The 21,855-nt window shown below is 64.7% G+C and carries 23 protein-coding genes; 11 read left to right on the forward strand and 12 right to left on the reverse strand.

Annotated elements, in window-relative coordinates:
- Positions 1-96 precede the first annotated feature (96 nt).
- Positions 97-678 (reverse strand): flavin reductase family protein, encoded by a 582-nt coding sequence (locus CAG44_RS20925; protein ID WP_085591037.1) that lies wholly within the window; start codon positions 676-678, stop codon positions 97-99.
- A 197-nt stretch (positions 679-875) separates the two neighbouring features.
- On the opposite strand from CAG44_RS20925, the gene CAG44_RS20930 reads away from it, so the two are divergent.
- On the forward strand, positions 876-1,214 hold the full coding sequence (locus CAG44_RS20930; RefSeq protein ID WP_085591035.1) for a hypothetical protein: 339 nt from the start codon (positions 876-878) through the stop codon (positions 1,212-1,214).
- Positions 1,215-1,478: 264 nt separating this feature from the next.
- Positions 1,479-2,912: a PLP-dependent aminotransferase family protein gene (locus CAG44_RS20935; protein ID WP_085692909.1), complete on the forward strand. Its 1,434-nt coding sequence runs from the start codon at positions 1,479-1,481 to the stop codon at positions 2,910-2,912.
- Here CAG44_RS20935 and CAG44_RS20940 read toward each other — a convergent pair.
- Positions 2,905-4,101, reverse strand: a complete 1,197-nt coding sequence (locus tag CAG44_RS20940) for a CynX/NimT family MFS transporter (protein ID WP_085692910.1) — start codon at positions 4,099-4,101, stop codon at positions 2,905-2,907. The two genes, CAG44_RS20935 and CAG44_RS20940, sit on opposite strands and share 8 nt — an antisense overlap.
- Complete coding sequence (locus CAG44_RS20945; RefSeq protein WP_025338701.1) at positions 4,098-4,556, reverse strand: nucleoside deaminase; 459 nt, start codon at positions 4,554-4,556, stop codon at positions 4,098-4,100. Before CAG44_RS20945 ends, CAG44_RS20940 begins: the two co-directional genes overlap by 4 nt.
- Positions 4,557-4,754: 198 nt before the next feature.
- Here CAG44_RS20945 and CAG44_RS20950 point away from each other — a divergent pair, with 198 nt between their 5' ends.
- Positions 4,755-5,192, forward strand: a complete 438-nt coding sequence (locus CAG44_RS20950) for a carboxymuconolactone decarboxylase family protein (protein WP_025338700.1) — start codon at positions 4,755-4,757, stop codon at positions 5,190-5,192.
- A 131-nt stretch (positions 5,193-5,323) separates the two neighbouring features.
- On the opposite strand, the gene CAG44_RS20955 is transcribed toward CAG44_RS20950, so the two are convergent.
- A complete protein-coding gene (locus CAG44_RS20955; RefSeq protein ID WP_085692911.1) occupies positions 5,324-6,334 on the reverse strand; it encodes an AraC family transcriptional regulator in 1,011 nt (336 codons plus the stop codon).
- Between the two features lie 168 nt (positions 6,335-6,502).
- Between CAG44_RS20955 and CAG44_RS20960 the strand changes: the two genes are divergently transcribed.
- The 3 genes from CAG44_RS20960 to CAG44_RS20970 are packed head-to-tail and all read left to right on the forward strand — an operon-like array spanning position 6,503 to position 9,143.
- Positions 6,503-7,687 (forward strand): acetyl-CoA C-acyltransferase family protein, encoded by a 1,185-nt coding sequence (locus CAG44_RS20960; RefSeq protein WP_085692912.1) that lies wholly within the window; start codon positions 6,503-6,505, stop codon positions 7,685-7,687.
- Positions 7,688-7,700: 13 nt separating this feature from the next.
- The gene (locus tag CAG44_RS20965; RefSeq protein ID WP_025338697.1) at positions 7,701-8,549 is read left to right on the forward strand and encodes a 3-hydroxybutyryl-CoA dehydrogenase; all 849 of its coding nucleotides are present in this window, start codon (positions 7,701-7,703) and stop codon (positions 8,547-8,549) included.
- Between the two features lie 12 nt (positions 8,550-8,561).
- A complete protein-coding gene (locus tag CAG44_RS20970) occupies positions 8,562-9,143 on the forward strand; it encodes a TetR/AcrR family transcriptional regulator (RefSeq protein WP_085591027.1) in 582 nt (193 codons plus the stop codon).
- A gap of 109 nt (positions 9,144-9,252) precedes the next feature.
- On the opposite strand, the gene CAG44_RS20975 is transcribed toward CAG44_RS20970, so the two are convergent.
- The 5 genes from CAG44_RS20975 to CAG44_RS20995 are packed head-to-tail and all read right to left on the reverse strand — an operon-like array spanning position 9,253 to position 15,752.
- A complete protein-coding gene (locus CAG44_RS20975) occupies positions 9,253-9,630 on the reverse strand; it encodes a response regulator (RefSeq protein ID WP_085591025.1) in 378 nt (125 codons plus the stop codon).
- Positions 9,631-9,674: 44 nt separating this feature from the next.
- Positions 9,675-10,901: a hybrid sensor histidine kinase/response regulator gene (locus CAG44_RS20980; protein ID WP_025338695.1), complete on the reverse strand. Its 1,227-nt coding sequence runs from the start codon at positions 10,899-10,901 to the stop codon at positions 9,675-9,677.
- Positions 10,895-11,470 (reverse strand): chemotaxis protein CheB, encoded by a 576-nt coding sequence (locus CAG44_RS20985; protein ID WP_085591023.1) that lies wholly within the window; start codon positions 11,468-11,470, stop codon positions 10,895-10,897. Before CAG44_RS20985 ends, CAG44_RS20980 begins: the two co-directional genes overlap by 7 nt.
- Positions 11,467-12,288, reverse strand: a complete 822-nt coding sequence (locus CAG44_RS20990) for a protein-glutamate O-methyltransferase CheR (protein WP_003259474.1) — start codon at positions 12,286-12,288, stop codon at positions 11,467-11,469. The genes CAG44_RS20985 and CAG44_RS20990 overlap by 4 nt, the downstream gene beginning before the upstream one ends.
- A complete protein-coding gene (locus CAG44_RS20995; RefSeq protein ID WP_085591019.1) occupies positions 12,285-15,752 on the reverse strand; it encodes a response regulator in 3,468 nt (1,155 codons plus the stop codon). Before CAG44_RS20995 ends, CAG44_RS20990 begins: the two co-directional genes overlap by 4 nt.
- A 249-nt stretch (positions 15,753-16,001) precedes the next feature.
- Between CAG44_RS20995 and CAG44_RS21005 the strand changes: the two genes are divergently transcribed.
- Complete coding sequence (locus CAG44_RS21005) at positions 16,002-16,352, forward strand: response regulator (RefSeq protein ID WP_085692913.1); 351 nt, start codon at positions 16,002-16,004, stop codon at positions 16,350-16,352.
- A gap of 121 nt (positions 16,353-16,473) precedes the next feature.
- Here the strand turns inward: CAG44_RS21005 and cobF are convergent, their stop codons facing one another.
- Both cobF and CAG44_RS21015 read right to left on the reverse strand, forming a co-directional pair.
- Positions 16,474-17,223 carry a precorrin-6A synthase (deacetylating) gene (gene cobF / locus CAG44_RS21010; RefSeq protein WP_085591014.1) on the reverse strand — a complete coding sequence of 250 codons (750 nt, stop codon included), beginning with the start codon at positions 17,221-17,223 and terminating at the stop codon, positions 16,474-16,476.
- Positions 17,224-17,290: 67 nt separating this feature from the next.
- Positions 17,291-18,580: an OprD family porin gene (locus tag CAG44_RS21015; RefSeq protein ID WP_085692914.1), complete on the reverse strand. Its 1,290-nt coding sequence runs from the start codon at positions 18,578-18,580 to the stop codon at positions 17,291-17,293.
- A 361-nt stretch (positions 18,581-18,941) separates the two neighbouring features.
- Here CAG44_RS21015 and CAG44_RS21020 point away from each other — a divergent pair, with 361 nt between their 5' ends.
- The 3 genes from CAG44_RS21020 to CAG44_RS21030 all read left to right on the forward strand — a co-directional run bounded on the left by CAG44_RS21020 (position 18,942) and on the right by CAG44_RS21030 (position 20,394).
- Complete coding sequence (locus CAG44_RS21020) at positions 18,942-19,301, forward strand: histone-like nucleoid-structuring protein, MvaT/MvaU family (RefSeq protein WP_015270810.1); 360 nt, start codon at positions 18,942-18,944, stop codon at positions 19,299-19,301.
- 225 nt (positions 19,302-19,526) lie between these two features.
- Positions 19,527-20,054, forward strand: coding sequence for a lactoylglutathione lyase (gene gloA / locus CAG44_RS21025; protein ID WP_025338689.1), 528 nt, complete (start codon positions 19,527-19,529; stop codon positions 20,052-20,054).
- 97 nt (positions 20,055-20,151) lie between these two features.
- The gene (locus CAG44_RS21030) at positions 20,152-20,394 is read left to right on the forward strand and encodes a hypothetical protein (protein ID WP_013973119.1); all 243 of its coding nucleotides are present in this window, start codon (positions 20,152-20,154) and stop codon (positions 20,392-20,394) included.
- A 126-nt stretch (positions 20,395-20,520) separates the two neighbouring features.
- Here CAG44_RS21030 and CAG44_RS21035 read toward each other — a convergent pair whose 3' ends face one another.
- Positions 20,521-21,342: a shikimate 5-dehydrogenase gene (locus CAG44_RS21035; protein WP_085692915.1), complete on the reverse strand. Its 822-nt coding sequence runs from the start codon at positions 21,340-21,342 to the stop codon at positions 20,521-20,523.
- A gap of 162 nt (positions 21,343-21,504) precedes the next feature.
- Here CAG44_RS21035 and CAG44_RS21040 point away from each other — a divergent pair, with 162 nt between their 5' ends.
- Positions 21,505-21,849: a hypothetical protein gene (locus CAG44_RS21040; RefSeq protein ID WP_025338687.1), complete on the forward strand. Its 345-nt coding sequence runs from the start codon at positions 21,505-21,507 to the stop codon at positions 21,847-21,849.
- Positions 21,850-21,855 lie beyond the last annotated feature (6 nt).

The raw sequence follows: 21,855 nt of genomic DNA on the forward strand, positions 1-21,855 counted from the left end.
CGGCAAGCCAGCTCCCACAGGTACTGCACAGGCTTCAGGCCTGGTGTGATACCTGTGGGAGCTGGCTTGCCGGCGATGAGGCCGGGCCAGGTGTAATCAACTTTGCGAATCGACCACCACCGGCTCGCCTATCGCATAAAAATGCCCACCCGCCACGTAGTGCAAACTGCGCCACTGCGGGTCGGCATTCTCGTAGGCCCAGTGGCCATCGCGGAACACCCGGTCATCGGCCCAGGCCGCCACCACCTCGCCAATGAACAGGTCGTAGGTGCTCTGGTTGTGCGGCTCGTCGATCACCCGGCACATCAACCAGGCCGAACAGCCCTCCACCAACGGCGCCGCATGCCCCTCGACCCGCGCCAGCTGCACACCAATGCTGGCGAGCTTGTCGGGCTGGTCGAACAGGCTGCGGGTACCCACCTGGTGGGTCAGCTGCGCCTGCGCCGCGGTGGGCACCTGGATCACGAACCAGCCACTGCCCTCCACCAACTGCCGGGTGCGGGCGGTCTTGTCGAGTACCACGGTCACCTTGGGTGGGTCGAAATCCAGCGCACAGGCCCAGGCGGCCGCCATCACATTGTCCACCCCTTCGTGGCTGGCCGACACCAGCACCGTCGGGCCGTGGTTCAGCAGGCGATAGGCCTTTTTCAGGTCGACGGCTTGGAAATGGCTGTTCATGGCAATCCTCGGCAAGGCGGGTAGCGGGCGGCAAATTGTGCCGCAGGCGCTGTCCTCCCGCCAGCTTGGGGTGTCACTCCTGCATCTTCAGAAAACTCCTACGCGTTGCTCGGATGCGTCCTACTTGTTGCCCCCTGCCCACTGAAAACATGATCGGCACTGGATGACGCGAGGTCGCGATCCAGAGGAGGTTCCGCATGCACCTGTACGCCCGCCCCACTGCCGAATTGCGCAGCACCCTGCGCGAACTGCTGGCCCATGACATGAACAACCCGGACGAAGACCCCCACCTGTCGGGGGTGATGTTCTTCTGCGCCACCGATGAACGCTCCCGCCAGCTGATCGAGCGTATCGAGTTGCTGGCCAGCGAGTTGTTCTTCGACCCGAACGGGCGGGCCATTACCGAGCACATGAAAGCGGCGGCGGTGGAAGGCGTGCGCATCAAGCGCAACCGCAAGGCGCCGGCGGACGAGACAGTGATACGTATCGCGCTGGCGGACAAGGGCTACATCACGGTGAGTACGGCACGCTTCTGATTACCTACCGCTTGCCTGGGGGCTGCTCTGCAGCCCATCGCCGGCAAGCCAGCTCCCACCTCGACTGCACCGACCTCAAGCATTGTGCAGTACCTGTGGGAGCTGGCTTGCCAGCGATGGGGCCAGAACAGGCAGACCGCGAAGACCTCAAGCCATGTGCTATCCCTGTGGGAGCTGGCTTGCCGGCGATGGGCCGCAAAGCGGCCCCATGCCCTTCCCCGACCAATCCGCTATCCTGAGCACTTCCCCGCTCCGGACCGCTCCATGGAACTGCACATTCGCCTGGAAGGCCGCAAAGGCCTGGCCGACCAGCTTTACCAGCAACTGCGCGCCGGCATCGACAGCGGCCACCTGGCCGCCGGCACCCAACTGCCGCCAAGCCGCCTGCTGGCAGAGCAGCTGGGCGTGTCGCGCAAGACCGTGGCCGAGGCCTATTCCCGGCTGACCTACGACAACCTGCTGAGCGGCGTGGTCGGCCGGGGCACCTTCATCACCCCGCGCCAGCCGCTGCGCAGCAGCGAATCGACCGCCATTCCCCTGGCCGCTGCCGCGTCCCTCGAGCGCTGGCAGCAGCGCGCCACCGTGCTGAGCCAACGTCAGCTGGACGCTCCCTCGCGTTACGACTTCATCGGCGGGGCCTCGAGCAAGGCGCAGTTCCCGTTCGACCAGTGGCGCAGTTGCCTGAACTATGCCCTGCGCCGCAGCCAGCGCCACCCCGAGCGGCAGTTCCCGGCCCAGGGCCTGCCAGAGCTGCGCGAGGCCATTGCCCATCACGTCGCCTACGCCCGCGGCGTGCACTGCAGCGCCGCCGACCTGCTGGTGTGCAACGGCGCCCAGCAGGCTCTGGACCTGATCGCCCGGGTATTGGTCGAGCCGGGTTGCCAGGTGGCCATGGAAGACCCGGGCTACCCGCCAGCGCGGCAACTGTTCCTGGCCCTGGGCGCGCGCCTGCAATCGGTACCGGTGGACGATGAAGGCCTGTGCGTGGAACAGATCGCCGACGGCACGCGGCTGATCTACGTGACGCCCTCGCACCAGTTCCCGCTGGGCATGCCGATGAGCGAGCCACGCCGGCACGCCCTGCTGGCACGGGCCGCCGAGCTGGGTGCGTTGATCATCGAAGACGACTACGACTGCGAGTTCCGCTACCACGGCCCAGCCGCGGAGGCGTTGCAACGCCTCGACCGCCATGGCCTGGTGGCCTATGTGGGGACCTTTTCCAAGACCTTGCTGCCCGAGTTGCGCCTGGGCTACGCCGTACTGCCGCCCGCCGTGTTGAAGGCCGCTTGCGTAGCCAAGCACCTCAGCGACTGGCACAGCCCGACCCTGTTGCAGTGGGCACTGGCGCGGTTTCTCGGCGAAGGCCACCTGAACAAGCACATCCGCCGTTGCCACGAGGTCTACAGCGCCCGTCGCGAACGCATCCTCGCGCGGCTGGGCGGCGACCTGTCACCGTGGTTCAGCGCCATCCCCGCCAGCGCCGGGTTCCACCTCAGCGCCCTGGCCAAACCTGGGGTCGATGTCGAGCTGCTGGCCAACCTCGCACGCAAGGTGGAGGTCGGCCTGTACTCGCTGGCGCCGTTCTTCAGCGAAGCGCCAGTGCGCCCGGGGCTGTTGCTGGGCTTCGGCGCCATCGAGCTGCTGGACATCGACCCAGCGCTGGACCGGGTGCGCGACACCTTGCAGCGCCTCAGTTGACCGGTGCGGCCTTGCCCGCCACTACCGGGCGGGCAATGGCCGCGGCATAACCGCGTGGGTTGAAGCAGGCGGTAACCAGCAGCATTGCCACCACGGTCACGGTCAGCAGCGTCCACGAGGCCTGGAAATCACCGCTGATGTCGCGCAACCAGCCGGTGACGTACGGCACGATGCCGGTAATGATGAAGCCGATGCCCTGCACGAACGCCGCCAGGCTGCCAGCCTCGGCAGGCGTCTTCAGGTGCTCCAGGGTCAGCGTCAGGCTCTGGCTGAAGCAGGCGCCCAGGCCGAAACCGATCATCGCCACCCACAGCCCCGAGGCCAGCGTGGGTGCCAGCAGCAGGCCGAGAAAACCCACCAGCTGGATCGCCAAGGCCAGCCACAGGCCTGGGCGCCGGTCTGCCCAGCGCCGCAGCAACAGCGGCAGGCCCAGTGCACCGGCCACCTGGAAGATGGTCATCAGGCCCACCAGGTCGGCACCGCCTTGGGCGCTGCCGCCATGCTCGATGTGATAGGCCGGCAACCAGGCCACCATGCTGGTGTAGCCGCCGTTGATCAAGCCGAAGTACAGCGCCAGCAACCAGGTCCGGCGCGTACCGAACCAGTGACCGCCGGTGGCACCGGCCAGCTTCGGCGCCTGCTGGCGTGGCCGCAGCACGGCCCAGGCCAGCACCGCCAGCACAGCCGGGATCGCCCACACGCCCAGGCCGACCTGCCAGTGGCCGAAGTAGCCACTGATGTGCGGCCCGAGCACGGCAGCCAGGCCGCCGCCGCTCATCAGCGCTGCCGAATACAGGCCCATCGCCCCCGCCAGGCGGCCGGGGAACCAGCGGTTGACCAGTCCCGGCATCATGCCTTGCACTACCGCCACCCCCAGGCCGGCGACCACCGCACTGGCAATCAGCGCCCACGCGCTGCCCAGTTGCAGGCGCCACAGGCAGGCCAGGGCGATGGCAGACAGGCCAGCGAGCATGCCGCCATGTTCACTGATCCAGCGCCGCAACCAGGGCTGCAGCAGGGGCACCAGGCCCATGCACAGCACCGGCAACGCCGTCAGCAAGGCCGCCTGCTGGTAACCCAGGCCGGTACTGGCGCGCATGGGTTCCAGCAACGGGCCGATACTGGTCAGGATCGGCCGCAGGTTCAGTGCCAGCAGCATGACCAGCAGCAGGTTCAATGCCGCTCTCATTGTGCGTTGGCCTGTTTCCATTCAAGGTACAGACCGGCTTCGCCGCTGGGCTTCAGTGCGCGCAGCGGCAAGCTCTGCTGCTGGGGCGGGCGAGCCATCTGCGCGTACACCGCCGCGGTGGACAAGCCATAGGGTTCGCCCTCGGCGTTGTCGTAGGCAAACCAGGCCCGCTCGATGCCGCACAGGTGCATGGCCGCCAGGCACATCGGGCACGGGTGGCCACTGGCGTAGATTTCGGCGCCATCCAGGCGCGCCTGGCCCAGGGCGTGGCTGGCCTTGCGGATGGCCTGCATCTCGGCGTGGGCGGTCGGGTCCTGGGTGCTGTGGATCTCGTTGACCGCACGTGCCAGCACCTGCCCCTGGTACACCAGCACGGCGCCGAAGGGCCGGCCACCGGCCTTGATGTTGGCGCGGGCCAGGTCGAGCGCTTCGCGCATGTAGCGTTCTTCGGACATGAATCGGTTCTCCTGTTGCAAGACCTGGTCATTATCCGGGCTTGGGCGGCCTGGCAGAAATGAAGAGATTGGATGCCTGTCAGTGGCCTCCCGAATGGCCGATTGGCCTCCCGCTGATGCGCGCGATTGGCTATCGGGGAGGCCAACGTGCGGCGCTACAGTAGCGCCATCCCCACCCCACACCCTTTGGAGACAGCCATGCACAACCGTATCGAATGGGCCAAGCACGCCCCCGAGGCCTACAAAGCCATGGTCGGCCTGGAGCAGGCCCTGGCCAAGAGCGGCCTGGAGAATTCCCTGCTGGAACTGGTGCGCCTGCGGGCCTCGCAGATCAACGGCTGCGCCTACTGCGTCAACCTGCACGCCAACGATGCGCGCAAGGCCGGTGAGACCGAGGCACGCCTGCAGACCTTGTGCGTCTGGCAGGAAACCGCCTACTTCACCCCGCGCGAGCGTGCTGCGCTGGCCTGGGTGGAGAGCCTGACCCGGCTGCCCGAACACGGCGCGCCGCAGGGCGAATATGAAGCCTTGCAGGAACACTTCGAGCCGGCCGAGGTGGCCAACCTGACCCTGGCAATCGCCACCATCAATGCCTGGAACCGCTTCGGGGTCGGGTTTGCCATGGTGCCGGCCTGATCATTGATCGGTAGCCTGTACCGGCCTCTTCGCGGGTAAACCCGCTCCCACAGGTACAGCACATTTTTCAGATTCTGTGAGTCCCCTGTGGGAGCGGGTTTACCCGCGAAGAGGCCCGCACAGGCAACATCTCAACGCCCGGGCAACCGCGCCCGGTAGCTGCCGGGGCTCTGCCCGGTCCATTTCTTGAACGCCCGGTGAAACGCACTGGGCTCCTGGAACCCGGTCTGCTCGGCAATCTCGGCAATACTCAGTTCCCCTTCGCGCAACCGCTCGAAGGCCATTGCCCGGCGCACCTCATCCTTGATCTGCTGGTACGAACGCCCTTCCCGCTCCAGCTGCCGACGGAAAGTACTGGCACTGACCCCCTGCTGCTGCGCCAGCGCCGCCAGCGTCGGCCACTGCCCATAGCGCCGCGCCCGCAGGTGCCGGTACACCTCGGCCACCAGCCCGTTCTGGTTGCGAAAGCGAATCACCAGCCCCTGCGGCGCGCTGCGCAGGAAGGTTTTCAGGGCCGCCACATCCTGCACCACCGGCAGGCGCAGGTAGGCGCTGTCGAACTCCACCTCGGTGCGCCCGCTGCCCAGGCGCAGGTCCGGCCCCCACAGCAGCAGGTCGTCCTCCTGGGCCGGGCGCGACACCGCCAGCTCGGTGCGGTCGATGGCGATCCGCCGCCCGGCCAGCCAGCACAGCATGCCGATCATCAGCACCAGGTAGGTTTCCTCGGCATACACCCGGGTCAGCGGGTCAGCGATGCTCGACTGCACACTGATCAGCGCCCGCCCGCCACGCAGCGTCAGGCTGCCGCGCAAATCACGCAGAAACAGGCCAAAACCGCCCATGCACTGGCGCAAGGCCTTTTCCAGGTTCGGCTCCAGGATCAGGCCCCGGCAGATCAGGGCGAAACTGCCCGGCGGCATGCCGTGGCTGTCGAGGCGGAAGAACTCGTCGTCCAGGCGCTGGATCAGCGCCAGCCACAGCTGGGCGAAGGCCTTGGCCGGTACACGGGCCTGGGGCTGCTCGAGCAGTTGCGGGTCGATGCCCACCGCACGCAGCTGCGCATCGCGTTCGGCGGGGCAGTCGCGCAGGGCGTGGAGCATGGCATTGAGGAAGTACACGGCGACCGAATCGCTATCGCGCATGGCGGTTTTCGCTGTCTATGCTGAGTGGCAAAAAGTGCCAGGTTGTCTGAACAGTTCCGGCATAGGCTGCAACAGAGCCTTTGCCTAGACTCGGTCCCACTCCGGGATCGTCGGCCATTCTCGCAGAGCCTGGCCCAGTCCCGCCATGCCTTCGCAATCGGAGCCCCTATGAGCAGCGCAGAAATCTACGTCGTCAGTGCCGTCCGTTCAGCCATTGGTGGCTTTGGCGGTTCCCTCAAGGACCTGCCGCTGGCCGACCTGGCCAGCGCCATCACCCGCGCCGCCATCGAGCGCTCGGGCGTGGCCGCCGAGCAAGTCGGCCACCTGGTGATGGGCACGGTGATCCCCACCGAACCGCGTGACGCCTACCTGGCCCGCGTAGCGGCAATGAACGCCGGCATCCCCAAGGAAACCCCGGCATTCAACGTCAACCGCCTGTGCGGCTCGGGCCTGCAGGCCATCGTCTCGGCAGCCCAATGCCTGCTGCTCGGCGACACCGATGTGGCCGTGGCAGCCGGCGCCGAATCCATGAGCCGTGGCCCGTACCTGCTGCCGCAGGCACGCTGGGGCGCTCGCATGGGTGACCTGCAAGGCATCGACTACACCGTCGGCGTGCTGCAGGACCCGTTCGAACACTTCCATATGGGCATCACTGCCGAGAACGTTGCGGCCAAGCACGGCATTACCCGCGAAATGCAGGACGAACTGGCCCTGACCAGCCAGCATCGCGCTGCCCGCGCCATTGCCGAAGGCCGCTTCGCCAGCCAGATCGTCCCGCTGGAACTGAAAACCCGCAAGGGCAGCGTGCAGTTCAGCACCGACGAGCATGTGCGTGGCGAAGTGACCGCCGAGCAACTGGCGGGGATGAAGACCGTGTTCAAGAAAGACGGCACCGTTACCGCCGGCAACGCCAGTGGCATCAACGACGGCGCTGGCGGCCTGGTACTGGCCAGTGGTGATGCGGTGCGCCGCCTGGGCCTGAAGCCGCTGGCACGCCTGGTGGGCTACGCCCATGCTGGCGTCGAGCCTGAACTGATGGGCCTGGGCCCGATCCCGGCCACCCGCAAGGTGCTGGAGAAGACCGGCCTGAAGGTGCAGGACCTGGATGTGATCGAGTCCAACGAAGCCTTCGCCGCCCAGGCCTGCGCCGTGGCTCGCGAACTGGGCTTCGACCCGGAAAAGGTCAACCCCAACGGTTCGGGCATTTCCCTGGGTCACCCGGTGGGCGCCACCGGCGCAATCATCGCCACCAAGGCCATCCATGAGCTGCATCGCATCCAAGGCCGCTACGCCCTGGCCACCATGTGCATCGGCGGCGGCCAAGGCATCGCCGTGGTCTTCGAGCGCGCCTGAGGGAGCCTGACACATGAGCATTGAACAGATTGCCGTGATCGGCGCTGGCACCATGGGCAACGGCATTGCCCAGGTGTGTGCGGTGGCCGGCTACCAGGTACTGCTGGTGGATGTTTCCGACGCTGCGCTGGAGCGCGGCGTGGCCACCTTGAGCAAGAACCTCGAGCGCCAGGTCGGCAAAGGCACCCTCGACGCCGACAAGGCGGCAGCCGCCCGCACGCGCATTCGCACCAGCACCGACTACACCCAGTTGAGTGGCGCGCAGCTGGTGATCGAGGCCGCCACCGAGAACCTGCAGCTCAAGCAGCGCATCCTGCAGCAGGTGGCGGCCAACGTCGCCGCCGACTGCCTGATCGCCACCAACACCTCGTCGCTGTCGGTCACCCAGCTGGCGGCCAGCATCGAGCACCCCGAGCGTTTCATTGGCGTGCACTTCTTCAACCCGGTGCCGATGATGGCGCTGGTCGAGATCATTCGCGGCCTGCAGACCAGCGACAGCACCTACGCCCAGGCGCTGGTGGTGACCGAAAAAGTCGGCAAGACCCCGATCACCGCCGGCAACCGCCCGGGCTTCGTGGTCAACCGCATCCTGGTGCCGATGATCAACGAAGCGATCTTCGTGCGCCAGGAAGGCCTGGCCAGTGCCGAGGACATCGACACCGGCATGCGCCTGGGCTGCAACCAGCCGATCGGCCCGCTGGCCCTGGCCGACCTGATCGGCCTGGACACCCTGCTGGCGATCATGGAGGCCTTCCATGAAGGCTTCAACGACAGCAAGTACCGCCCTGCCCCGTTGCTCAAGGAAATGGTCGCGGCCGGTTGGCTGGGGCGCAAGAGCGGCCGCGGTTTCTTCACCTACTGAGGAGCGAACGCCATGCCCCCGGTCAATGCCGCGATGCGCTGTGCCAACTTTGAAGAGCGACGTGACCGGGCCATGGCGCTGTTTGCCGAAAAGGGCTTTGGCCAGGTCAGCATGCGCGAGCTGGCGGCCCATGTGGGGCTTACCGCCGGCTCGCTGTACCACCACTTTCCCAGCAAGCAGGACTTGTTGTTCGACCTGATCGAGGAGTTGTACGAGGAGTTGCAGGCCACCCTGGATCAGGGGCGCCGGGCCATGGCGCGCGGGGCGTCGGCGTTGAGCTGCCTGATTGCCGCGCACTGGCAGCTGCATGCCGAGCGGCCCATGCAGTTTCGCCTGGCGGAGCGCGACTTCTGTTGCCTGAACGAAGACCAGCAGGCGCGCCTGGCCTTGCTGCGCAAGCGCTATGAGGCGGGGTTGCTGAGGTTGATCGCACCGCAGGCGAAGTTGCAGGGGCAGGCCCTGGTGGCCACGGCGCATGTGGTGGCGACGCTGCTGAACCAGTTGCCGGGGTTGTTGAAGGCCTTGCCCGAAGAACAGGGGCTGGGGTTGATGGAAAGCATGCTGGTGGGTGGGCTGGAGCGGACACTGCGCTAGCCTGTTCCGGCCCTATCGCCGGCAAGCCAGCTCCCACAGGTACACCACAAGCCTGAAGACCTGTGGTGTACCTGTGGGAGCTGGCTTGCCGGCGATAGGGCCATCAGCTTTAACGCAACAGGAACTGGATCTGCTCGTGCAAGGTATCCAGGTCGAACGGCTTGGCCAGGATCGGTGCCTTGCGGGTGATCGGGCTGCCGGATTCGAGAATCTCTGCCGGGTAGCCGCTGATGAAGATCACCTTCAGGTCCGGCCGCAATTTCACCGCCGGCTCGGCAATGTCCACCCCGGAAATCCCGCCCGGCAAGCGGAAGTCCGTCACCATCAGGTCGAGGTGCGGCTTGCTCGCCAGGATCGCGAACGCTTGCTCGCCATCCTCGGCCACCAGCACGTGGTAACCCTCGCCTGCCAGGTAATCACGCAGGATCATGCGAATCGCCGGTTCGTCCTCGACCACCAGTACTACATCTTGTGCATCTTCACTCATGTCAACGCCTTGAAATACTTACAGCTGGCCATCAGACCCCAGGCTCAGGCAGAGGTTGCCCGTGCCTGGTCGTTTTGTTGTTCGTAAGTTGCCAGTGGCAACTGCAAGGTAAAGGTGGCGCCTTTGCCCTCTTCACTCTCCACCAGTATGCGCCCGCCGTGTGCCTGGACGATCTGCTCCGATATGTACAGCCCCAGGCCCAACCCACCACTGGCCTGCTGGGTGGCGACCCGCTCGAACTGCTGGAAGATGCGCTGCTGGTTGGCCACGCAGATGCCGATGCCATGGTCCTGCACCTGCACGCAGGCCAGGCCGTCCTGCTCGAACACCCGCACCTGCACCGGTTTGCGCTCACCATAACGCAAGGCATTGGACAACAGGTTGGCCAGCACCTGCTCGATGCGAAACTCGTCCCACTCGCCCCGCAGCGGCTCGCAGCGTTGCAACTCGAAATGGGTATCCAGTGCGCTGGCCTGGGCAGCAAAGTTCTCCACCAGGCCGCGCACCAGCTGGCCCAGGTCGAACGCCTTGGGCCGCAGCGACAGTTTGCCGGTGCGGATGCGCGATACATCGAGCATGTCTTCGACCAGGCGGATCAGGCTGTTGATCTGCCGCTCGTCGCGCTCGACCATGGCCTGCAGCTTGTCGCCGCTGAAGGCGGCAAGATTGCCGCGTGCCAGGTGCAGCTTGCGCAGTTGGGTTTCCAGGATCAGGCCATTGAGCGGGGTGCGCACCTCGTGGGACACGATCGACATGAAGTCATCGCGCATGCGCACGGCATGCTCCAGTTCACCCCGCGCCGTTTGCAGCTGGGCCAGCAGCAGCTCCTGCTCCTGGCGGCTGCGTTCCAGGGCCTGCAACTGGCGGTCGAGCACCTTGCGCTGGCGGTACAGGTCGACGAAGACCGACACCTTGCTCTTCACCGCCAAGGTGTCGAGCGGCTTGTACAGAAAGTCCACCGCGCCGCTTTCATAACCCTTGAACGCGTAGTTCATCTCGCGCCCGGCGGCAGTGACGAACACGATGGGGATGTTGCGGGTCTTTTCCGTGCCGCGCATCAGCTCGGCCAGCTCGAAACCGTTCATGCCCGGCATCTGCACGTCGAGGATGGCCAGGGCGAACTCGTGCTCGAGCAACAGCGACAACGCTGCTTCGGCCGACTGGGCCTGGTGCACCTCGCGGTCTTGGCCCTGGATCAGGGCGTCGAGGGCCAGCAGGTTTTCTGGCAGGTCGTCGACGATCAGCAGTTTGGCGATGGTGTGGCTTAGCATGCGCTGGGTTCCAGGGCGGCGAGCAATCGCTCGATGCCACTCAGAGAAAGAATATGGTCGGGCTGGTGCAGGGCCAGTGCGGCCTCCGGCATCAGCGCCACCTGTGCGTCGCAAGGGTCCTGGACCACGGTCCGGCCCCCGTTGTGCTTGATATAGGCCAGGCCTTCGGCGCCATCTTCATTGGCCCCGGTGAGCAGCATGCCCAGCAGGCCGGCACCATAGGCATCGGCCGCCGACATGAACAGGTAGTCGATCGCCGGCCGGGAGAAATGCACCGGCGGCTCCTGGCTCAACGACAGGGTCAGGTCACGCTCCACCGACAGGTGGTAACCCGGCCCGGCCACGTAGATCTGCCCGGCGCGCAGCGGCTGCTTGTCGCGGGCCTCGCACACTGGCCGCCGCAGGCGGCGCTGCAGCACCTCGGCCAGCTGGCTGTGGCGGTCATCGGGCAGGTGCAGCACGCAAATTACCGGGATGGCGAAGCCGGCCGGCAACGCGCCCAGCACGCTGAACAGCGCCGTCACGCCACCCGCCGAGGCGCCGACCACCATCGCGCGTACGCCTTTCATGACTTGCGGTAGATCCGTTCGGGCTTGACCAGCGGCTCGAAGCGCTCGCTGTAGGCGGAAAAATCCACCGATTCCTTGCTGCCCAGCACCAGGAAGCCGCGGTGGCACAGGGACTCGTGGAACAGGCCCAGGGCGCGGTCCTGAAGTTCCTTGTTGAAGTAGATGAGCACGTTGCGGCACGACACCAACTGGGTTTCGGAAAACACGCTGTCGGTGGCCAGGCTGTGGTCGGCGAAGGTCACGTTGTCACGCAGGGTGCTGTCCATGATGGCGTTGCCGTAGGCCGCCGTGTAGTACTCGGCAAAGTCCCGCCGGCCGCCGGCGATGCGATAGTTTTCGGCGTACTCGCGCATGCTCTGCATCGAGTAGATGCCCTGCTTGGCCTTGTCCAGCGAATGTGGGTTGATGTCGGTGGCGTAGATGATGGTGCGCTCCAGCAGGCCCTCCTCGCGCAGCAGGATGGCCATCGAATACACCTCCTCGCCCGTGCTGCAACCGGCAATCCACACCTTGATCGACGGCCAGGTGCGCAGCAGCGGCACCACTTCGTTGCGCAGCGCCAGGTAGTGCCCCGGGTCGCGGAACATCTCGCTGACCGGGATCGTCAGGTACTGCAGCAACTGCATGAACATGCCAGGGTCGTGCAGCACGCGCTCCTGCAGCGCCGACACCGTGAGGCAGTCGAACTGGCGCAGCGCATGCAGGATCCGGCGCTTGATCGACGCGCCGGAATAGTTGCGGAAATCGTAGCTGTACTTGAGGTAGATGGCCTCGATCAGCAAGCGGATTTCGATATCGGTGTTACGTTCGCTAGTCAAATTCGCTCCAGTTGCGGCAGCCACACACGGATCAGCGAGAACAAGCGGTCCAGGTCGATCGGTTTGGCCAGGTAATCGTTGGCGCCGGCCTGCAGGCAACGCTGCTGGTCATCCTTCATCGCCTTGGCGGTCACGGCAATGATCGGCAGCTTGCGCCAGCGCGGTTGCTGGCGGATCAGCCGGGTGGCCTCGAAGCCGTCCATCTCCGGCATCATCACGTCCATCAGCACCAGGTCGATGTCGTCATGCTGCTCCAGGCGCTCGATGGCTTCGCGGCCGTTGCGGCCGATTTCGACGATCGCGCCCTTGTGTTCCAGCGCGCTGGTCAGGGCGAAGATGTTGCGCACGTCGTCGTCCACCAGCAGCACCTTGCGGCCTTCGAATACCTTGTCGCGGCTGCGCGCGGTCTTGAGCATGCGCTGGCGTTCGTTGGACAGCTGCGACTCGACCTTGTGCAGGAACAGCGTCACTTCGTCGAGCAGGCGCTCCGGCGAGCGGGCGCCCTTGATGATGATCGAGCGCGAATACTTGAGCAGGTCGGCTTCTTCTTCGCGGGTCAGGTTGCGCCCGGTATACACGATCACCGGCGGGAAGGCACGGATGTCCTCGGCGGTCATGCGCTTGAGCAGCTCGTTGCCGAGCATGTCGGGCAGCTTGAGGTCGATGATCATGCAGTCGTAGATGTTCTCGCGCAGCAACGCCAGGGCATCCTGGGCCATGGCCACGGCGGTGATCTCGACATCGTCGTCGCCGATCAGGCGGGCAATGCTTTCGCGCTGCAGGTCGTCGTCTTCCACCAGCAAGATGTGCTTGAGCTTCTGGGTCAGCTTGGCCTCCAGGCGGGCGAACACTTCCTTGAGTTGTTCGCGGCTGGTGGGCTTGACCGCGTAGCCGACGGCGCCCATGTGCATGGCAGCCTCGACCCGGTCCTCCACGGAAATGATATGCACCGGAATGTGCCGGGTGCTCGCCTGCTCCTTCAGGCGTTGCAGCACGGTCAGGCCGGAATGGTCGGGCAAACGCATGTCCAGCAGGATGGCATCGGGGATGTACTGGGCGGCCAGCTCGAAGCCCTCGTCGGCGCCCTGCGCCACCAGGCAGCTGTAACCCAGCTCGTGGGCCAAGTCGAAGAGAATGCGGGCGAAGTTCGGTTCGTCCTCGATCACCAGGATGCAGCGGTTGCCGAACGGCGCGCGCTCGCGGTCGTCGGCGAATGCCGGTGCCTGGCGTTTCGGCGCCGCCACCGCCGGTGCCTGCGGCGCGGGTGGCAGGCTGTCGACCGCCGGGCGCAGGCTGAGCGGCTCGATATCCTGCGCCACGCGCTCATAGCGCTCCGGCAGGATCAGGCTGAACACGCTGCCCTGGCCGGGGCTGCTGTCGACGCTGATCTGCCCACCCAGCAGGTGCGCCAGGTCGCGGGAAATGGACAGGCCCAGGCCGGTGCCGCCATAACGGCGGTTGCTGGTGCCATCGACCTGGTGGAAGGCGCCGAAGATCGCCTGCTGCTGGTCGGCGGCGATGCCGATGCCGGTATCGCGCACGGCAAAGACGATGCCGGTGCCAGGCTGGTAACCGATGTTCAGGCTGACCTGGCCGCGCTCGGTGAACTTGATGGCGTTGGACAGCAGGTTCTTGAGGATCTGCTCCAGGCGCTGGCGGTCGGTGAACAGCGTGGCCGGCACCTGCGCCTCGGTGGTCACCTCGAAGGCCAGGCCCTTGTGCCCGGCCAACGGCTCGAACATGCCACGCAGGCCTTCGACCAGGCGTTCCACCTGGGTGCTTTCGGGGCGCACTTCGAGCTTGCCGGCTTCCACCTTGGCGATGTCGAGAATGTCGTTGATCAGGTTGAGCAGGTCGTTGCCGGCCGAATAGATGGATTCGGCGAACTTGACCTGCTCGTCGCTGAGGTTGCCCTCGCCGTTCTCCGCCAGCAGCTTGGCCAGGATCAGCGAACTGTTCAGCGGCGTGCGCAGCTCGTGGGACATGTTGGCGAGGAACTCGGACTTGTACTTGCTCGAACGCTGCAGTTCCTCGGCGCGCGCCTGCAGCTCGTCCTGGGCCTGGAGCAGTTCGTCGTTCTTGCGGTCCAGCGCCTCGGTGCGCTCGGACAATTGCTCGTTGGTCTGCTCCAGTTCCGCCTGCTGGGTTTCCAGATGGGCCTGGGACTCCTTGAGCACGCGGGATTGCTCTTCGAGCTCTTCGTTGGCGGTTTTCAGCTCTTCCTGCTGCACTTGCAGCTCTTCGTTCAGTTGCTGGGTCTCGGCCAGCACTTCCTGCAGGCGCTGCCGGTAGCGGGCGCTTTCGATGGAGATACCGAGGTTGCCACGGACCCGCTGCAGCATCTCTTCGTCACGCTCCTGCAGCGGCCGCAGGAAGCCCAGCTCCAGCACACCGTTGATCTGCCCGTCATCACTGCAGGGCATCAGCATGGCACTACGCGGCAGGCCCCGCCCCAGGCCGGAACTGAGGTGGAAATAGTCGTCGGGCAAATCGTCCAGGCGCAGCAGCCGCGCTTCGCGCACGGCCTGGGCCAGCAGGCCTTCGTGATCGCCCAGCACCTGCTCGCGGGCCTGCTCCTCGGCATCCAGGCCATAACTGGCCACACGCACCAGGCGGCCATGCTCGTCACGCACGTACAGCGCGCCGACCACGCTGCCCAGGTAACCGCCGAAGAAACGCAGGATGTTGTCACCGAGCATGGGCAAGGTCAGCTGGCCAAGCACCTGTTCGGCCAGTTGGGTCTGCCCGTTGCGCAGCCAGGCCTGGTGTTCCAGGCGCTCGGCCGCGCGCTGCTGGGCCTTGAAGTTTTCGTCATAGGTACCCGACAGCGCCAATAGGTCGCGCCGCCCGAGGTAGGCCAGCAAGGCACTGAGGCCGACGATGAACAGCACGAAGGACGACATGACCGTGACGGTCACACTGTTGACTCGCTCGTTGCGCGCCATACGCAACTGTTGTTCGCTGGCGATCAGGTTGTCGAACTCCTTGCGGATCTCGTCGGTCAGGCGCTTGCCGCGGCCGTTGCCGATCAAGGCGCGGTAATCACCCTGGCTGCGGCGCATGTTGATCATCTCGCTGCCGAAGGTGTTCCACGCCTGCTGCAGGGCGATCAGCCGGTCGATGCGTTCGACCTGTTGCGGGTTGTCCTCGACCATGCCGCGCAGGCTCTGCAGGCTACCGAAGATGCGCGGCTTGGCCACCTCGTAGGGGTCGAGGAAACGCTCGTCGCCGGTGATCAGGAAGCCACGCATGCCGGTTTCCATGTCGATCGACAGTTTGACCGTTTCGTTGGCATTGCCGATCACCCGGTCGGTGTGCTCGACCCACTGCAAGGCCGAAAGCAGGTAGTTGATCACCGCGACGAAGGCAACGGCCCCCAGCAGGCCAACCCCCAGGGGTAGGCCGACGTTGCGGCTCAACAGCTTGCGGAAGCTCCGCTGGTCCATCGAGGCTGCTTGAATCATGTGAAAACGCCCGAGCAAGTAAAGTCCATTGAAAGTGTGGCAAAGCGATCGTTGTAGTTGTCTGCCACTGCTCTGTCCCGTAAAGCGAGTCTAACCAGCTTTGGCGGGTCTGGCAGGGCATTTAGCCAGTATTTGAAGGTGATGTGCGCCAATCGTTCCATCTGATTGCACGGACCGGTATCCTCGGGGAACTTCTGCTGCCATCCGGAGCACAGATTAAAGACATTCATTCTGCACAGGATCGCAACCATGCACCTTCTGGTAGTCGAAGACGACGACATCGTACGCATGCTGATGGTCGAAGTGCTCGACGAGTTGGGCTACACCGTCATCGAAGCGGAGCATGCCAACGCGGCGCTGCGCATTCTCGAGGACCCGAACCAGGCACTGGCGCTGATGATGACCGATGTGGGGCTGCCGGACATGCGTGGCGAAGAGTTGGCGGCCAAGGCGCGCGAACTGCGCCCGCTGTTGCCGGTGCTGTTCGCCAGTGGCTATGCCGAAAGCGTCGATGTACCGGAGGGCATGCACCTCATCGGCAAGCCGTTCAGCATCGACCAGTTGCGGGAGAAGGTGCAGGCCATTCTGGGTAACCCTTGAAATCGGTGTCGCCTGCTTCGCGGGCTTGCCCGCTCCCACAGGGAACGCGCGGCCCCAAAGCTGGCGCTGTACCTGTGGGAGCGGGCGAGCCCGCGAAGAGGCCGGCACAGGCTGTAGCTGACTACAGCTCCCTGCGCAACAGGTAGCTATCCATGATCCATCCCTTGCGCGCCCGCTCCCGCTCACGCACTTCCATTATCTGCGCCTTCACCGCCTGCAACGGCCCGGCAATCAGCACCTCATCCGCGGTCCCCAGGTACGCGCCCCAGTAGATCATCAACGCCGGGTCATCGAGCCGGGCAAACGCGCACTGTCCGTCCAGCATCACCAGCACATTGTCGATCTGCCCCTGCCCGGCCAGGCGCCGCCCTGGCAATACGGTCAACGGCTCACCGATGCGGTTGAGCGGCACCTGATGGCGCGCCGCCAACGCCTGCACGCTGCTGATGCCCGGAATGACCTGCAGGCGCAGCGCCACACCACGCTCGCGGACCAGGCCAAGGATGCGCAGGGTGCTGTCGTACAGCGTCGGCTCGCCCCACAGCAGAAAGGCGCCGGTTTCCCCAATGCCTAACTCCTGTTCGATCAGTTGGGCATACAGCGCCGCACGCTGCCGGTGCCAGTCCTGCACCGCGCCCAGGTAGTCATCGGCCTGGCCATCGCGTGCAGGGTCGGCGACCTGCACCAGGCGGTAGCCGCCCTCGGGCCGATAGCGTTGCAGGATGGCCTTGCGCAGGTGCACCAGTTCGTCCTTGTCGCCGCCCTTGTCGAGCACGAAGAACACGCTGGCCTGGCGAAGCGCATCGACCGCCTCGTAGGTGACCTGGCGCGGGTCACCCGGGCCGATGCCGATCAACAACAGGTCTTTCATTGCCCTGCCCTTTGCGGGAACCAGCAGTCATTGTCAGGTGGCTGCCGGTATTTGGCAAAGCGCCCCGTCAGAAGATGGAGAAGTTGTAGCTGACAATGACCCGTGTCTCGTCCATGTCACGCGCCCACTTTTCATAGTTGCTGCGGTAAGTGGAATTACGCAGGCGCACACTGACGTCCTTGAACGTGCCACTTTGCACCTGGTACTTGAACTCGGTGTCGCGTTCCCATTCTTTGCCTTCGGCCGTGCTGCCCGGCACCTTGATATTGTCACCGTTGATGTAACGGGTGAAGAAAGTCAGGCCGGGCACGCCCAGGGCCTTGAAGTCATAGTCATAACGCACCTGCCAGGAACGTTCCTGGGCGGCGGCGAAGTCGTTGACCTGGGCATAGTTGACCAGGTACGGGTTGGTGCCATCCAGGTATGGCATGGCACTGTCGCCATACATGCGTTGCCAGCCGGCACTGAGCTTGTGGCCACCCAGGCTGTAGCCGAGCATGCCGCTGAACGCGCGATGGTCGATTTCGCCGGCGCGGGCATTGCCGATGTCGTCACTCTTGATCAAGCGCAGGTCTGCCGACAGGCTGCCCACCGCCAATGGCTGGCTGGCCACCAGGCCAAGGAAGTGCTGGCGGTAGATGTTCTCCAGCTTGGCCACCTGGTACTGGGCGCTGAAGCGCTCGTTGAAACGGTAATCGACACCGGCCAGGTCAAAGTGGTCAGCCTCGATATCGCAGGCATAGCGCTTGTTCTTGCAATGCACGCGAATGTCCTGGCGGTCGGTGGAATCCCGTGCGGTGTACTTGTCCAGGCGGGCCAGGGTGAACTTCAGGTCGCGCACTTCTTCGGAGGTGAGCATGGAGCCATGGAACATGGTCGGCAGCAGGCGGCCATCGTTGTACTTGAGCAGCGGCACATCCGGCATCATCGAACCGTACTTGAGCACGGTATTGGAAACCTTGACCTTGGCCGCCAGGCCCATCTTCGCGTACTGGTCCGCCGAGTGCCGTGGGTCATGGCCGGAAGACGGCAACAGGCCGCTGTTGCTGTCTGCCGGGCTGGAGTCAAGTTTGAAGCCCAACATGCCCAGCGCATCCACGCCAAAACCTACCGGCCCCTGCGTGTAACCCGACTGCACATTGAGGATGAAACCTTGTGCCCATTCTTCGCGTTTGGACGCACCCTGGCTGGAACTGCTGTGGCCGTCACGGAAATCCCGGTTGAAATAGACATTGCGTGCTTCGACCTTTGCACTGCTGTCTTCAAGAAAACCGGCGGCCTGGGCATTGACGCCGGCACACAACAGGAACAAGCCGGCAACACGACGCCCGGGGGCGAGGGGAAAAGGGGCAAACATGGGAGAAAACATCCAGAATCAAGGCGAGTAAACAACCTGTGGCACGTGCTGGCCACGGTACTGCGAGGGGGCCGAACAATAGCCGGCCATCATCTGAAATTATCGCGCGAAGGCTCTGGCACGGGCCATTGGACCATGGTCTAAGCGCACCGCAAGGCAACCGCGGAAAAACTGGACAATACCGCGCGCAAAACTAGGAAAGTTCCCGGCTTACTTACAAAAAGTTTGCAGTTTACCCAGTACCCATGAATGACTACACTCGATATCAGCGAACAGCGGAACCCACCCGCGTGGCCGGCGTTTTTATTCTTCTTCAATGTTCGTCACGCCCTGCCACGACCGACGTACAGGAGTGATTACAGTGTCCAGACTTGCAGAGTTTCGTGCTGCCGAAAAAGCGCTCCAGGAACAGATGGCGCAACTGGAAGCGTTGAAAAAGGATGCCGGCCTCAAACGCGAAATCGAATTCGAGCAGAAACTAGTCGGCCTGATGAAAAGCTACGACAAGAGCCTGCGCGATATCATCGCCATCCTCGACCCGAAGGCAGTGGCCCGGGTTTCCAGTGCAGCGCCAAAGCAACAGCGCCGCGCGCGTGTGGTGAAGGTTTACACCAATCCGCACACCGGCGAGCGGATCGAGACCAAAGGCGGCAACCACCGTGGGCTCAAGGCCTGGAAAGAACAATACGGAGCCGCCACGGTAGAAAGCTGGGTACGCTGATGAAACGTCCACACGTGCTTCACACTTTTTTCACAAGGGCTGGCTCAGTATCGAGACAGCTAAAGGACTAGCGACCCCATCACGCGCCCGCACATGCGGGCCTCTAATTCCAGCGCCCTGCCTCGTGCAGGGCGCTTTCATTTGCGCAATCGGCACACTGCCGTATCATGGCCGGCCTGTCTGTTTTGCCGGCGCCCTGCGCCCGGCCCCGTCTCAGGAGTTCCCATGAGCCTGCATGATCTGCAAACCCTGCCTGGCGTCACCGCCCAACCGGACGCCGCCACCGCCCAGTTCGTCTTCAACCACACCATGCTGCGGGTCAAGGACATCGAGAAGTCCCTGGACTTCTATACCCGCGTGCTGGGCTTCCGCCTGGTGGACAAGCGCGACTTCCCCGAAGCCGCCTTCAGCCTGTACTTCCTGGCCCTGGTCGACCCGGCGCAGATCCCGGCCGATGACAGCGAACGCCACCAGTGGATGAAGTCGATCCCGGGCGTGCTGGAGCTGACCCACAACCACGGCACCGAAAACGATGCCGAGTTTGCCTACCACAACGGCAACACCGACCCACGCGGCTTTGGCCACATCTGCATCTCGGTACCGGACGTACGCGCCGCCTGCGCACGCTTCGAGGCACTGGACGTACCGTTCCAGAAGCGCCTGCAGGACGGGCGCATGAACCACCTGGCCTTCGTCAAGGACCCGGATGGTTACTGGGTCGAAGTCATCCAGCCGACCGAACTCAAAGGCTGAGCGTTCATCGCGGCTCGCTCGTCGGGCCGGGAACTCCCGGCCCCTTGCTGTGGTATATGAAGGTAACTGCTTCACATGCCACAGCGAGGTAAGGACGATGCAATCTCTTCACTGTGAATATCGCAAGCACACCATCACCGCCAGCGTGATGCCCCACCCCGATTCCCCCCTGCCCTATGCCGCCGGGTGCCTGATCACCGACCCCGACGGACACACCAGCAGGCGCATGTCGATGCCGATGAAGTTCTTCTCCGACCTCGAGAACGCACAGCATGTGTCGCTGGCCCATGGCCGGGCGCTGGTCGACCAGCAGCTGGATGAGGGGCACAAGGTGTTCTGACCTTGTCAATGCCTGTGCCGGCCTCTTCGCGGGCTTGCCCGCTCCCACAGGGACCTCACGGAATCTGAAATCTGTGCAGTACCTGTGGGAGCGGGCAAGCCCGCGAAAGGGCCGGTACAGGAATAATCAGATATCCCGGGCGTACGCCACCGCCGCCTCCACCTGCGCCAGGGTGGGTCGCACCCCGGTGTACAGCACGAACTGCTCCAGCGCCTGCAGCGCAATCACCTCCACCCCGGTGATCACCGGCTTGCCCAACGCCCGCGCCCGTCGGATCAACGGTGTGCTCTCCGGCATCGCCACCACATCGAACACCCGCGCCGCCGCGGCGATGGCGTTCTCGGAAAACGCCAGCTCCTCGGCCTCGGGCCCGCCCGCCATGCCGATCGGCGTCACGTTCACCAGCATGGGTGGGCACAGGTCGCCCAGCTCCGCCACCCAGCGATAACCGCACACGTCTGCCAGCTGCCGCCCGGCCTGCTCGTTGCGCGCAACGATGATACCTTCGGCGAACCCGGCATCGCGCAAGGCACTGGCTACCGCCTTGGCCATGCCGCCACTGCCGCGCAAGGCAAACGCCGTGGCCGGGTCGACCTGGTGTTGCTCCAGCAACTGGCGCACGGCCAGGTAATCGGTGTTGTAGGCCTTCAGGTGACCATTGGTATTGACCAGGGTATTGACCGATTCGATGGCCGCCGCCGATGGGTCGATCTCGTCGACCAGGGCCATGCAGGCCTCCTTGTACGGCATCGATACCCCGCAACCGCGGATACCCAAGGCACGGATGCCCGCCACCGCCGCCGGCAGGTCATCGGTGCGCATGGCCTTGTAGTAGAAGTCCAGGCCCAGCTGCTGGTACAGGTGGTTGTGGAACCGTACCCCGAAGGTGCCGGGGCGGCCCGCCAGGGAGATGCACAGCACGGTGTCTCTGCTGGGAGTTGTCGACATAACCTGCTCCTTTGTCATAACTGAAACGTTTGTTCAGCGTAACAGACGTAACCGCTGGTCGTCGCTTACACAACCTTTACCGTTCCCCCGTGCTCAGCTGACGAAAAGTGGAGTCATAGTAATAGGACCCCACACCTGGGGTGTCCTTGCGAGGGTTTCTTCATGAACCGTCACATTCCCGGAATCGCCCTGCTGGTCGGCGCTCTGGCCATCAGCGCGCCCGCTGTCGCCCACGGCGGCCATGGCCATGGCGGTTGGTATGGCCCCGGCCCGCTGCTGGGTGCGGCCGTGGTTGGCGCCGTGGTCGGGGCGACGGTTTATGGCGGGCGTGACCGTACCGTGTACGTCGAGCGCCAACCGGTCTACTACGGGCCGCCACCGGTGTACGTGCAACCACCGCCACCGCCGGTGTACTACCAGCCGTACTACGTGCCAGCACCACCGCCGCCGGGCTACCGCACCTACTACGGCCCGCCACCGGTGTATTACGGCCCGCCGCGGTGGTAAATGTTG

Origin of the sequence: Pseudomonas sp. B13(2017) (assembly GCF_002113245.1) — a bacterium.
GTDB lineage: Bacteria > Pseudomonadota > Gammaproteobacteria > Pseudomonadales > Pseudomonadaceae > Aquipseudomonas > Aquipseudomonas putida_Z.

Excerpts from the sequence above, each read along its gene's own strand:
- CAG44_RS20925 (WP_085591037.1), bottom strand. The coding sequence starts at position 678 with ATGAACAGCCATTTCCAAGCCGTCGACCTGAAAAAGGCCTATCGCCTG.
- CAG44_RS20930 (WP_085591035.1), top strand. The coding sequence starts at position 876 with ATGCACCTGTACGCCCGCCCCACTGCCGAATTGCGCAGCACCCTGCGC.
- CAG44_RS20935 (WP_085692909.1), top strand. The coding sequence starts at position 1,479 with ATGGAACTGCACATTCGCCTGGAAGGCCGCAAAGGCCTGGCCGACCAG.
- CAG44_RS20940 (WP_085692910.1), bottom strand. The coding sequence starts at position 4,101 with ATGAGAGCGGCATTGAACCTGCTGCTGGTCATGCTGCTGGCACTGAAC.
- CAG44_RS20945 (WP_025338701.1), bottom strand. The coding sequence starts at position 4,556 with ATGTCCGAAGAACGCTACATGCGCGAAGCGCTCGACCTGGCCCGCGCC.
- CAG44_RS20950 (WP_025338700.1), top strand. The coding sequence starts at position 4,755 with ATGCACAACCGTATCGAATGGGCCAAGCACGCCCCCGAGGCCTACAAA.
- CAG44_RS20955 (WP_085692911.1), bottom strand. The coding sequence starts at position 6,334 with ATGCGCGATAGCGATTCGGTCGCCGTGTACTTCCTCAATGCCATGCTC.
- CAG44_RS20960 (WP_085692912.1), top strand. The coding sequence starts at position 6,503 with ATGAGCAGCGCAGAAATCTACGTCGTCAGTGCCGTCCGTTCAGCCATT.
- CAG44_RS20965 (WP_025338697.1), top strand. The coding sequence starts at position 7,701 with ATGAGCATTGAACAGATTGCCGTGATCGGCGCTGGCACCATGGGCAAC.
- CAG44_RS20970 (WP_085591027.1), top strand. The coding sequence starts at position 8,562 with ATGCCCCCGGTCAATGCCGCGATGCGCTGTGCCAACTTTGAAGAGCGA.
- CAG44_RS20975 (WP_085591025.1), bottom strand. The coding sequence starts at position 9,630 with ATGAGTGAAGATGCACAAGATGTAGTACTGGTGGTCGAGGACGAACCG.
- CAG44_RS20980 (WP_025338695.1), bottom strand. The coding sequence starts at position 10,901 with ATGCTAAGCCACACCATCGCCAAACTGCTGATCGTCGACGACCTGCCA.
- CAG44_RS20985 (WP_085591023.1), bottom strand. The coding sequence starts at position 11,470 with ATGAAAGGCGTACGCGCGATGGTGGTCGGCGCCTCGGCGGGTGGCGTG.
- CAG44_RS20995 (WP_085591019.1), bottom strand. The coding sequence starts at position 15,752 with ATGATTCAAGCAGCCTCGATGGACCAGCGGAGCTTCCGCAAGCTGTTG.
- CAG44_RS21005 (WP_085692913.1), top strand. The coding sequence starts at position 16,002 with ATGCACCTTCTGGTAGTCGAAGACGACGACATCGTACGCATGCTGATG.
- cobF (WP_085591014.1), bottom strand. The coding sequence starts at position 17,223 with ATGAAAGACCTGTTGTTGATCGGCATCGGCCCGGGTGACCCGCGCCAG.
- CAG44_RS21015 (WP_085692914.1), bottom strand. The coding sequence starts at position 18,580 with ATGTTTGCCCCTTTTCCCCTCGCCCCCGGGCGTCGTGTTGCCGGCTTG.
- gloA (WP_025338689.1), top strand. The coding sequence starts at position 19,527 with ATGAGCCTGCATGATCTGCAAACCCTGCCTGGCGTCACCGCCCAACCG.
- CAG44_RS21030 (WP_013973119.1), top strand. The coding sequence starts at position 20,152 with ATGCAATCTCTTCACTGTGAATATCGCAAGCACACCATCACCGCCAGC.
- CAG44_RS21035 (WP_085692915.1), bottom strand. The coding sequence starts at position 21,342 with ATGTCGACAACTCCCAGCAGAGACACCGTGCTGTGCATCTCCCTGGCG.
- CAG44_RS21040 (WP_025338687.1), top strand. The coding sequence starts at position 21,505 with ATGAACCGTCACATTCCCGGAATCGCCCTGCTGGTCGGCGCTCTGGCC.